Origin of the sequence: Bifidobacterium canis (assembly GCF_009727065.1) — a bacterium.
Lineage (GTDB): Bacteria > Actinomycetota > Actinomycetes > Actinomycetales > Bifidobacteriaceae > Bifidobacterium > Bifidobacterium canis.
Window position 1 is genome coordinate 72,694 of the sequence record NZ_WNLP01000007.1, and the last position, 12,194, is coordinate 84,887.

Here is a 12,194-nt window from a genome sequence, read left to right on the forward strand (position 1 = left end):
TGACTTATCTGACAGCTCAATTATATTGACGGCAAACTTGACAACCACTAAATTCGAGACTCACTCAATAACGAATTTCGTTGAGCCCACAGAACTTTTCAGCGGTTATGCTTTACCATTAGCAAGCTTGCCAATGAGTGCTGCACCAGCAGCGGCACAACCATATTTCTACCGCTCACACGCCACTGTCTACACACCCTTGAACGCACGGTCTAGTTCACACTAACCCCAAGCCCACTCTGCCTAGACATCTACATATCAGCAGACCAGACAGCACCAGCCATCCTATTTACCTCTAGTTTGCTGGCGGGGATATAAAACTCGATTGCATGCATATATATGGGTTTCAAAAACCGCTATTTTCCAACGAAAAAGAGTTGGCAATACTGTGCACTTAGGAAGTTTTATATCCCCGCCAGCAAACTAGCGGCGTGAGTGCGGCGGAGAGGAGGCATTGGGAGCGCGATGCTTGACATGCAACGCGGCTTCTTGCCGTGCGGCTCTGAATGGTGGCGCGAAACGATAGATCAGCAGACCCAGTAGCGCTGTGAGCGCCATGAGGATGAACGCCCACTGCCGGATTTTCGTCAAATCTTTATCGGATTGGCCGGGATTTGGGGCTGGCGGCATCGGCACTCGCACGCCGGAAACGAGCAGGCGCTGCGTGTTGACGCCAAAAGGTGTGCATGTCATCAGCGTCAAACGATCCTCGCCTTTTTCTATGCGCAACTTGCTGGTGTCGGTCGGTTCAATCACCGTGATGCGATCGATGCGATATGCCAGTGTGCGCCCAAACACCTTCTCATACATGTAGTCGCCGATGCGCAGCTCGTCCAAGCGCGTGAACATCTCAGCTTGGGCAAGACCTCGATGGCCGGTCAGCACTGTGTGCGCAGAACCTCCGGCTGCCCTCCCGCGCCTACCGGCAACGAGGTGCCATACAGATGCCCTGCGCCGCGACTCAGCGAGATTTTCGATGTGCCGTGCAGAATCGGCATATCCACGGATATCTTCGGGATCACCACCGACCCCATCAGCCCCTCGCCAGCATTGAGCAAGCCCATGTATTCCTCATCTTGGTCAGAGCGCACATCTTCGCCAGCATTCACTGGCGTATCTGTGAACGGGTCATAGGATTCACCGAGCGTGGGCTGCCCTTGCTGCGCGAGTTTGGCGTTGTATTCTTCGGCGGCTTGCAATGCCTTCCGCGATTTTTCCTCTGGCCATGCCGCCACGATGTCTTCCACCGCTTGCGCTTGCCGAGCTGAATCATATGCTGCCTTGAGTTGCATCGCCCACGGCACGGCCAGCAAACTCAACGCGACCAGGCACAGTATCACGCCAAACGCGATCGTCAACCGTGCTTGCAGTTTTTCATCGACCGTGCCATATGCGTTCCTCATGCTCTATTCAATAAGCTGTCTGCACGCGAACTCGCGCAAAATGGGGTCTTCACAAATACCAGCGTATTCGAGAAGACCCCATATGCAGATCAATGTTTGGTCAGACGCTATTTGTTCATGCGACGCCCGCGCACAACGAACACGGCGCCAACTGCGGCAATCACAACGGCGAGAATCGCAAGAATGCGCATTGTCGTCGCACCGGTGAGCGGCAGCTGCGTGTAGGTCTTCGCATTCGCCACCGTAGCGATGCTGATGTCGCTGGTTGTATCGGTACCCAGCGTCACTTGGTCACCGTGCGAGCCGTCGGTAAGTTTCGCAGCGGTACCCTGTGAATTGCCACTGGAATCCTTGCCGAACGCTGGCAACGTGTTGTCGCCCCAATGCCCGTCAGGGTACGGATACAGTGCTTGGCTGACACTGCTCTGCGTTTTATCACGCACATAATCGGCGCTAATGAATACCGAGAAGTTGATTTTCTGCAGATCAGCATCAAGGTAGTCCTTCGGGGCCTTGACTTCGCTGACGTGGTACGTTCCGGCTTTCAGGCCAGACACTGCGACATTACCATCGGCATCGGTGACAAAGAAACCAACCCCATTCGTGGAATCACTGATGGTGAGCGTATTGCCATCGGCACTGAGCTTGTTCGCGGCACCCTGAGCGATCTCGTGGTTGGTTGTGCCGGTGTCGCTGATGATGTTGTTCTCATCGGTTTTCACAATGAACTTGCCATCGGAGTTCTTGGCAATGCTGTAGCTCTTGGCTTGCGCTTCGGTGCCATACAGCCATGCACCGCTTGCATCTTTGCAGATGAGGTATTTGCCGGCATGCGCATTTGTGCCCGATCCAACATGGTCGCCAGTGAGCCCACCATCAGCTTGCACGGTGAACATAGCGCCTTGCAGAGTCTTGGACGAGTCTTTGGTATCGACCTTGTGCAAGTTGAACTGGAATGTGTACACTTCGGTTTCGCCACCCGGGATCTTCGTGGCAAGACTGTTGTCGGAAGGATCGTTCGAGAACGTCAGTGAAGACTTGTTCTTGTTTCCCTGAGGGCGCGCCGAAGTGGAGATCAGCGCGTTCTGGTTCAAACGGCATTGCACAATCACGACGACCTTCTGATTCGCCGGAATCTCATCAGTGGAGGTAGCACGCGTGGAACCTACAGCCTTATTCACGTAGCGCTTCAGATCGACGGTCACGGTCTTGCCGCCTGCGTAATCGCCAGCGACATCTACATTGTTCGACACATTCACGTCGTAATCACTGGAAGCGTTCAGCGTCTTGTCAAGCGTCCACGAAACAACGCCTTCCGGACTCGAATGTCTCGTATACAGCTGCACGGATTTGACCGCAACAAAGTCTAATCCCCTGCTCATTGTGTCGGAGATCGCGTATTGACGAGTCTTTTTGGCATTCAGCATGGTCGGGTCGAACTGATACCCCGTGAAGTCCGGCGTTTGCGAGAGCAACTCATAGTCGACGAGATCGCCAACAGCGTATGACGAATTGTCGTTCGGCGCGTATGCACCATCGTCGGCGTTATTTGGCGTCGGCTTGTCAACCTGCCCCACGACCTGCTTTCCAATAGGAAGCACATTGTTCTTCAATGTCACTTGACCAAGCGGGGATGCAGCCGTCTCACCTACTGCCTGCAACTGGCTGAGCACCGTCCCATCGCTTGTGGTCACTGTCGATGGCACGAGAATCGGCGTGGACAGCGACTCGCGACCGGCGATGGTCGATTCATCGGTTTTATCGAGCAACAGCCAGTAACCCGGAGCGACTGTGTTATTACCGTTTTCATGACTTTGAAGTTGTCGCCTGCGCTCTCCAGCTGCGTCACCGTGAGGTTACCGAGCTGCTTGGAAACCTCTTCAGCGAACGTGCGCAAAAGACTCGGGTGGCCGGTGAAATATTCAGCCACATAGCCCATTGGGTTATTGCGCCTCAACGGATCTGTTGTGGATAGCTCGTTACCATACAGCGACAACGAATATTGTGGTATCTGCTTGCTCAGGTCGGTAATGCCGGTATTCTCACTGCTCACAGCATTCTTCACCGTGTCGCTGTTCAACGCACCGGCAATGGCGTCTTGATAGCTCGGGTTGAGCGTGGTCGTTTGCGTGGTTTTCAACCGGTAGCCGGTCATCGTTATGCCGCTTGCCGTCACCTGATCGAAGCTGGCGAGGCGATAGCCCCATAATGTGTGCTTGACATCGCTGCCCGATGACGTGGATATCGTGATCGAGCCGGAGGTATTATCTGTTTTCAACGTTACGGTAGCAGCACTGGCAGGTATCGCACCCACTGCTATGCAGCTGAGTGCGAGCGCAATGCCGCCCCCTGCTGCGATTACTTTATTTTTAAACTCATCTTCGACGCTCCTTTTGAGTGTGTGCCAGCGTTGTACCGGCACTACATCAGCCGAACACGTATTCAACGAACTCAGCCTTATGCGAGGGTTGCTTATCTGTATATTTTCACCCCAACACTTATTTAGTCTAATGGAAATTTTTGTATTATATTGCTACTCTGTTGGAATAAAACGATGCAGTATTTACAGATCTATGCATATTTACCTATACACACATCAGCATTTTTCAAACACTCAAATATCTGTGAACCAGCTGCTTACAAAATTTTCTTAAATTGCATAGCACAGATATTCAAAAGATTTCATGAACTATCAGCAACTATACGAAACGACGCCATAGAAAAATCGAGATGTGTGCTTCGAACACCGGTATCGGAAACACACATCTCGATTCATACCGCCAGCCTGTGCAATTGTCAGCCTGTGCGGTTGAGTTACTCGCACACTATCGTTTGCAACGAGAGCGGCGCGACGCGACGAGCACGATGACGAGCCCAACGCCAATGCACACAGCAGCCAGCAGTGCAGCTACGCCTATCTGCGAGCCGGTGGCAGCGGTTTCATGTGGATCAGTTGCGGCAGGCTCGTCTATTCGCACTGTCTGGCTTTCGGAGTTCAGATCTTCGTGCTGCGCAACCAGCGTGCCGTCTTCACTGCTCAGATATTCGAATGCCACAATCGTTGACTTGCCGTCAAGCTCGGCGGCGTTGACGGTGAATTCGACGGTCACCGAACCTTCGGATTGTTCGGCGACAAATTCCGTCGAACCGCCGGAACTGTTCACCGGATTCCCGTCGCCGTCGACGAGTTTGCCGGTTAGACTGTAGTGCTCCCCTACCGTCAGCCCGCTGTATGCAACGGCGTCTATGAGCGTTGTCTGCTCGCCGCGTTTGATCGTTTTCTCACCCTGCTCACCGGCGAGTGTGGTGCCGATCGCCGGATAGCTGACCGTCTGCCCGTCATCGTGAATGTCGGCATGCACGGCGACCAGCTGCGACTCGGCGTAGAGCCGTTCGAACGCCACCGTCTGCACATTCTCAAGTTCGCGGCTGAGTTCCGCACTGAACTCGAGTTTGATCTGCCCAGACTCCTCTTCGGCAACGAACTGAGCAGTGGTTGTCACCGCGTTGCCGCGCTTATCTGTGAGCGCCCCGCCGTCACTGCCGTCGGCGTTCCTGATATGCAGTTCGCCGCGCACTTCGTAGTTCGTCCCTGGCTGCACGCCGGTGTAGGCGACGACATCGGTTTGTTTGAGCGCGATGGAATGTGCGCCGGTGTGCGTGTGTGTGCTGGCATCGCTTGCTTGCGTGGCGATGCCGACGATGCGCACGCTTTGCCCGTCGTCGTCGATGTCGGCGTGTGCGGCGAACACGGCGCTGTTTTTATGGAGTTCTTCGAATGCAACCACTGTTGCTCCGGCGAGGGATTCGCTGGGTTCAAAGAGGAACGTCATTGTGACCGTTCCGTTCGGCTGCGTCGGCGTGAACGTGAGAGAGGCGCGCACTTCGTCGCCGTTGACGTCGTGGATTATTCCCCCGTCTTCCGATTCCCCGCTTTCCGCTGTGGTTCTGTGGTGCAGCTCGCCATTCATCGTGTATTCCTTGCCCGGCTGCAGATTCTCATATGCCACTTCGTCGCTGACGCTCACCACTCCCTTAGCAGCTTCTGCTTCGTCGCTGACGCTGGAGCTGGCTTGGGTGTGGATTTGTGGGAAACTCACTTGTTGTGCACCGTCTGAGGCGTCGTTGTGAACAACCATGACGTTGCCGTTCTCATCGGTTATCGTGCGGAATGCGACGACTGTTTTGCCGGCGAGCGCCTCGGCGTTCGCGATGGTGAACGTGAGTTTGGCTGTGCCGCCGTTCGGGTTCTTCACCGTCAGGGGTTTCGACACCGTGACGAGAGGCGCTCCCACTGTTTCCCCGTTGTTCACGACGTAGAGCGCTCCCATGTCGGAGTAGTCGCCGGGCGTAAGACCCCAGTAGTCGGCTGTGTCGGTGAGTTCGACCGTGCCGGTGGCGGGAGCGGTTTTGCCACCGCTGTTGCCGTCGCCATCGAATGCGTCGGCTCCTGCGCCGTGGTATGCCAAGCGAGTGGTTATACCGATGGTTTCGTTGTCGAGCGTGCCATAGTCGAGGTCGATGCCGGTGCCGTCGTGGTTGATCGACCCATCGGCGTTCTTCGAGTATTCCTTGGCGCTAACCGTCACTGAAATCATGCGATGATCGTCGTTGGCTCCGGGCGTGGGCAGTTCGGTGAGCTGGTAGTCATCGTATGGCAGGGCACGCAATGCGTCGTTCACGCTGGCATTGCGCGCTTGACCGTCTCGCGTCACTCGGTAGGTGTTCGCACCCGTCCATTCCACGCTCTGGCTTGCACTGTTCGGCCCGATGCCAGTGAACCAGATCCCCGCCTGCGGGTCGAGTTTCGACGCATCTCGCACGGTGTAGCTGCCGTCTGCGTTTTTGACCACTGCACCGTTGGTATTCGGGCTGTCTGGGTCATTCGCATTCGTGTTGTGCGTGTGGGGTCGGCAGCCGGTGGTGTCGGAGTTCCCATTGAACGGGGTTTCACATGATTTCGTGTGCAACGAACCGTTGGTGTCGGAGACGATGACATGGGTTTCGCCGGTGGTTTTTGAGGTCAGTTGCCATGCGATCACGCCCATGCGTTGCATCGTGTTCGCGTCTTTTTCGTGAAATGCAGGTCGGAGCGCTGCACTTGGTTCATGGCCGCATCATCGCCGGCTATCGTCATGAACTGGTCATCCTCCGCCGAACCTATCGTGATGGTTTGCGACCAGTGGCGTGATTCGGTGTCGCGCAGATAGCCGTCGGGTGCCACCGTTTCACGCACCTCGTAGCTGCCGGGAGGCAGTTCGCTGATGCCGGTTCGTGCCACGATTGCCTTGCTGCCATTCGGGTTTCCCTGCGCGTCAACCACGTTGCCGTAGTGCGCCGAAAGCGTTTTCACCACTTGACCCGGCTCATAGGAAGCATCGTTGACCACGACCGCGCCGGTGGAACGGTTCACGATCTCGAAGCCCGTTCCGTTCAGGCTCGCCGCGCCCAGAGGCGTGCCCAACGTTGTTTCTCGATCGGTTTTGACCACCTGCACGCCACCGCGCGTGGCTTTCGGCACCGACCGTGCAAACAGCATTCGCTGCAGACCGCCGCCGCCAGCCTGCGTGTAGAACACCGCTTCGTATTCATCGCGGTCGGAGGCCCGTTGCGCTTTGTTCGCCAGATCCCATGCCAACCCGATCATCGTGTAGGGTGCGAAATTCGTTTGGCCGCCACTTGAATAGACGCCTCCGGCGACCTTATGCCCGTCGCTCACCGAGACGGCGCTCGTGGCGCTCGTCGTACCGTTGCCGCCTTGCACGCGCACTTGCCCCGCCGCAATCCAGATGGCCAGCTGGGTCACGGCACGGGCATCCGGGTCATCCAAGCTTTTCGCATACGGCTGTTGGCTTCCCGCGCGCTGTGATTGCGGGTATCCGTTCGCCGCGATCCATGCCACAGCGCCCTTTTGCGCAACATCGGATTTGCGGTATTCCACGGTGTTGGGATTCGTCGCATACTTGAACGGATGCGCCCCTGTGCCATCGTGCACCACCTGTATGTTCGTGGATTCCGACCATTCGCCGGGTGCATCTTTGTCAACATCCATGCAATATGCCGCCGTGTCTCGGAAATATTCGTTCGCCTGGTTCAATTGTGCGTTGCTGAACGTTGGAATGGTCGGGTTGGCGGTGTCGAAACCGCCGAAACCGCCACGGAACGCCTGTGCATCCGTGCTGTCGAGATTGCCGTTGCTCACTGTAACGCCGAAATACATGCGGTCAGGAAAATTTCGTTCCACCGCCTGCGCACTCGGCACAGCGGCCGGTGCATTCAGCGCGGTTACGGCGGTCAATGCGCCCAGTCCAATCGCAACACACGCAGCGACTGTGGTTCTGCCTACGCGCGCAGCACGAGCAATATGCCCGCGTATCGTCGAAGAGAAGGTCGAATGTGAGTCAGTTGTGCCAGTCATCATAAGCCTTTCACATATGGGGATTATCGGTGAAATCCGTTGTATTGACATGCGTTTCAGAGGTATTCGGCGCAGAAAGTTCAGTCACATATTGCGCAGCGCGGCACCGGCGACCCAGCAATGCGACGCCGAGCGCAAAGATCACAGTGCACGCCAGCGCAGCGGCTGCGATGCCGACGCCCGTGCGGGCGAGCGAGTGTGCGCGCGGCGGTGACACGACTACCGCGGCAGCGTTGCCCTCATCGTCGTGAGAGTCTGGAGACGGTGTAATTTCAGCAGTATCCTCAGTGCCTATCTCGTCATCTTCCGCAGTGTCTTCGTCAGTGTTTTCGTCAGTGGGCTGCTCGGGTTCTTCGTCGAGCTCCGGCAGGCGTACCGTATGCGTTTCCGTGGGCTCGAGAAAATCACTCACCCAGTCGCCCAGCATCAGCTGTTGCACAGAAGGCGATTGGTCGCTCCGCTCCACCGCCCACACCCATGTACCGAGTTCGCGACCTTCGGCAGTCGTTTCCGGCACTCGGTACGGCGTGCCGTCCGCGTTCCTCGCCTGCACCCGTTGCTGTTGGCCGCTGTGCGAGAACGTGGCTGTGGCGAATGCGTGCGGGGTGAATCCCCAGCGTTGCAATCTCGCGATGAAATCGCGCGCCAGCTCGCCGGTTTCAGCAGTGATGCGCGAGTCGAGCATCGCGTTCGGTATGTCGGCGAAATACCAGCCGGTTGCGTGAACATTGGCGTTGTTCGGCCAATAATTGTTCTCCCCTTCGGTGAGCACCGTCACGTCGTCGGTCACGGTGTCTCCAATATTCACTATTTCCGGCACTGTTTGCGTCACCAGCGACGGTGAGAACAGCGTATGCACGTCGAACTGCTCGAGCTCGCTTTCCACGGTGATCGGTTCAGACAAGCGTATGAAATCCTGCGCACTGGTCACGTGATCCAACCCTTGCACCTGCATCGCGGCGCGCACGCGCACATTGCCCTCGTCTGTCGCGCGCCAGCCGAATTCGAGCGCCGTGCCATCGGTGACGCCGGTTTTGCGTTGCGTACCGTCGGTGAATACGGCGTCGCCTTCGAGTTCGAGTTCGTATTCGGTGCCGCTCGTCGGAGCGCCGTCGATGTTCGTGATGTCGAGGTGCACGATTCCGGCGCGCTTGCCATCCGTGTATGTGATGCGCGTCGCGATATCGGTGGGAACGGCTGCGCGTGCAAGGGTGTAGAGTTCTTCTGCCTTGGTGATCGCCGCCGGGTAGAACCTCTGCACGGAGTCGCGCACCGACGACCAGCCGTATTCGCCGTCGCTCGTGTCGAGCGCCTCGTGCACGATGTATGCGAGCGCCGGCTGCATATATTCGAGATTGCTCGTGTATTGGTATTGGCGCAGCAGTTCTCCGAGCGTGCGCGTCAGCACGCTGTCGGGCATCGCTTCGACCGACCGAATGCTGTAGTCCGTAGCGATATTCTGCTCGATGCAGTAATATCTTCGCCCCTGACTGTCGTAGCCCACCGGCCCGAACTCCATAAATTTATCGATGTGCAAAAATGAACTACGTCTATGCCCGGCGGCTCAGTGATATACGCGTCTTCTGCAGCCATCGCCGGCGCGGGCGCGCATATCAGCGCGAGCGCGGCGAACATGCTGAGTATTATGCGCGCGATGCGACGCGCTAGTATGCGGCATGTTTGTGTGCGTTGCAGTATTGCGCGCACTGATGTTTTGCGTGCGGTTTTCTCAGTGCTGGTTTTCCGAGTGGTTCTCTTCATATATTGCCCTTTCTGCCGGGTGCTTCGCAGTGATGCTCACCGCGAAGCGACGACCGCCCCTGTGCGGTTTGGTCAGCTTCGCATATCGGCAGCGTGCGAGCCAGCGAAATCGGGCACTGTGGTCGGAGGACGAATGAAAAACGCGTCACTGTGGAAAACTTGGGTCGTTTTGTGTTGAATAATTCAGCAACAGATCCACGATGTGGACGAATATGCGAACATTTTTGGCCTATGCGCGATGCCGTAACGTGAGCGACGAAAAATTCCATACAATGAACAGGTATGGAAGCACAACAGAAAGAAAATACCGCAAAAAGGCGACGCGTACGCGCAAGCCTCGCACCGCCAGGCAAACCTCCAAGCTCCCCACGTTCGTGGGTGAAGCCCCCGCAACGCCGATTCCGGTGAAGGAAGCCGGTCAATTCGGACGCATCAATATTCTGAATTTCAAGCCGACCGCCGAAGACGGCGTGTATGCGGCGCGCGTGGAAATCGGCGAGCAGTTCACCGTCTCCGCGCAGGTGTTCATGGAAGGGCGCGCGAAGGTCGGGGCGACCGCCGTTCTCAAGAATCCACGCGGACGCATCATGGCACGCGTGCCGATGCAGGTGGAGAACGCCGGACTCGACCTTTACACGGTGAACCTGCAGGCCGGCGAGCATTCCACACTGGCTCCGTGGGATGAGGGCTTCGACGACGTGAAGAAGCAGCTCGGCAACTGGAAGGTGGCCATTGAGGGCTGGGAAGATTCCTACGGCGCATGGCTGCACGACGCACGCATCAAGGTCGATGTGGATTCCGACGTGGAGAACACGCTGACCAGCGGCGCGGAGATGCTCGGGCGTTGGGCCGGCACTCGCGACTCGAATCTGGACGCCGCCCAGCGCAAGACGCTGCGCGATGCCGCGAAGCAGATGATGGACACCACGCTCGACGCCAAGACGCGCTTGGGCTTTGCCGACAACGCCGAGATCGAGGCGCTGCATGAATCGAACCCGCTGCGCGATGGCCTCACGCAGAGCGCCGACCACGTGTTCCACGTGGAGCGCCCGAAGTCGAGCTTCGCTGCATGGTATCAGTTCTTCCCACGCTCCGAAGGCGCATACATCGACGAGAACGGCAAAAAGGTGCAGGGCAACTTCCACACCGCCGTCAGCGGCTTGGAGCGCGCGAAGGCCGAAGGCTTCAACATCGTGTACCTGCCACCGATCTTCCCGATCGGCGTGACGAACCGCAAGGGCCCTGACGGTGCGTTGCACGCAGGCCCTGACGACCCGGGTTCGCCGTTCGGCATCGGCAGCGAGCTTGGCGGCCACGACACCGTTGATCCGCTGCTCGGCACGATGGACGATTTCAAGGCGTTCTGCCAGCGCGCACATGAGCTTGGGCTTGAAGTGGCGCTCGACTTCGCGTTGCAGTGCTCCCCCGACCACCCGTGGGTCAAGGAGCATCCGAACTGGTTCCGCACGAAGCCCGACGGGTCGATCGCCTATGCCGAGAACCCGCCGAAGAAGTATCAAGACATCTACCCGATCGACTTCGACAACGATCTCGAAGGCATCGAGCATGAAGTCGAACGCATCATGAACCTGTGGATCGATGCGGGCGTCACGATCTTCCGCGTCGACAACCCGCACACCAAGCCGGTTCGCTTCTGGCAAGACGTGCTCGCCGCCGTCACGAAGAAGCACCCGGAAGTGCTCTTCCTCGCCGAGGCGTTCACGCGCCCAGCCATGGTGCGCGCCCTGAGCTATGCCGGTTTCACGCAGTCGCACTGCTACTTCCCGTGGCGCAACACGAGGGAGGAGCTCGAGCAGTTCCTGCAGGAGACGAACGGCGAAGGCGGCTTCTACCAGCACAACACGTTCTGGCCAACCACGCCGGATATTCTGACGGCCTATGTGCGTGACGGCGGCGTTGCCGCGCACGCCATTCGCGCTGTGCTCGCCGCACTCGGCTCCCCGAGCTGGGGCATCTACAACGGCTACGAGCTCATCGAGAACAGCCAGCGCAGCGACGCCGAAGAGCAGTCGCAGAACGAGAAGTTCGAGATCAAGGTGCGTGATTGGAGCGCTGCCGACAAGATCGGCATCTCCGAACTGCTCACCTCGCTCAACGACATCCGTTCGAAGCATGTGGCGACCACCAGCTATCACAATCTGACCATCCTGCCGAGCGCCAACGGCAACGTGCTCGCGTTCGCCCGTCAGACCGATGCGCAGTTCACCCCTGATGGGAAGACCGACACGCTCATCGTCGTCGTCAACCTCGATCCGTTCAATCAGCAGCAGTCGTCGATTCACGTCGATGCGGAAGCACTTGGTCTGCCGACCGACCACCCGTACCACGTCAAGGATCAGCTGACCGGCCGCGAATACGATTGGAGCTGGGACAACTTCGTGTCGCTCGCACCATGGGCCGATGTCGCACACGTGTTCCACGTGGAACTCGATGACGATGCCGACGCTGACAGCGACGAGGCGAACGAGTAATACCTCACGTCAATACCGCATATGTTCCGTGCATGTGGGCGGTGAAGCCGGCAAGTCCACACAGCGAGTTGCGCCGCTCACATGCATGGAAAGCGGTATGGTGTATTCGATAGATATTCA

General features: G+C 57.6%; 8 protein-coding genes. 1 reads left to right on the plus strand and 7 read right to left on the minus strand.

Annotated elements, in window-relative coordinates:
• Positions 1-423 precede the first annotated feature (423 nt).
• From GSD1FS_RS09915 to GSD1FS_RS06930, 7 genes are all read right to left on the minus strand, one after another.
• Entirely contained in the window at positions 424-849 is a 426-nt protein-coding gene (locus tag GSD1FS_RS09915) for a sortase (RefSeq protein ID WP_246166026.1), read from the minus strand.
• Between the two features lie 29 nt (positions 850-878).
• The gene (locus tag GSD1FS_RS09920; protein ID WP_246166029.1) at positions 879-1,403 is read right to left on the minus strand and encodes a sortase family protein; all 525 of its coding nucleotides are present in this window, start codon (positions 1,401-1,403) and stop codon (positions 879-881) included.
• Between the two features lie 107 nt (positions 1,404-1,510).
• Positions 1,511-3,172 (minus strand): SpaA isopeptide-forming pilin-related protein, encoded by a 1,662-nt coding sequence (locus GSD1FS_RS06910; protein WP_155588965.1) that lies wholly within the window; start codon positions 3,170-3,172, stop codon positions 1,511-1,513.
• Positions 3,094-3,849: a hypothetical protein gene (locus GSD1FS_RS06915; RefSeq protein WP_196425054.1), complete on the minus strand. Its 756-nt coding sequence runs from the start codon at positions 3,847-3,849 to the stop codon at positions 3,094-3,096. The genes GSD1FS_RS06910 and GSD1FS_RS06915 overlap by 79 nt, the downstream gene beginning before the upstream one ends.
• Before the next feature lie 379 nt (positions 3,850-4,228).
• The gene (locus tag GSD1FS_RS06920; protein WP_196425055.1) at positions 4,229-6,451 is read right to left on the minus strand and encodes a VaFE repeat-containing surface-anchored protein; all 2,223 of its coding nucleotides are present in this window, start codon (positions 6,449-6,451) and stop codon (positions 4,229-4,231) included.
• Entirely contained in the window at positions 6,442-7,701 is a 1,260-nt protein-coding gene (locus GSD1FS_RS06925) for a Cys-Gln thioester bond-forming surface protein (protein WP_196425056.1), read from the minus strand. Before GSD1FS_RS06925 ends, GSD1FS_RS06920 begins: the two co-directional genes overlap by 10 nt.
• A 130-nt stretch (positions 7,702-7,831) precedes the next feature.
• Complete coding sequence (locus GSD1FS_RS06930) at positions 7,832-9,340, minus strand: hypothetical protein (RefSeq protein WP_155588969.1); 1,509 nt, start codon at positions 9,338-9,340, stop codon at positions 7,832-7,834.
• A gap of 514 nt (positions 9,341-9,854) precedes the next feature.
• On the opposite strand from GSD1FS_RS06930, the gene GSD1FS_RS06935 reads away from it, so the two are divergent.
• Positions 9,855-12,074, plus strand: a complete 2,220-nt coding sequence (locus GSD1FS_RS06935) for a maltotransferase domain-containing protein (RefSeq protein WP_155588970.1) — start codon at positions 9,855-9,857, stop codon at positions 12,072-12,074.
• The last annotated feature ends 120 nt before the right edge of the window (positions 12,075-12,194 follow it).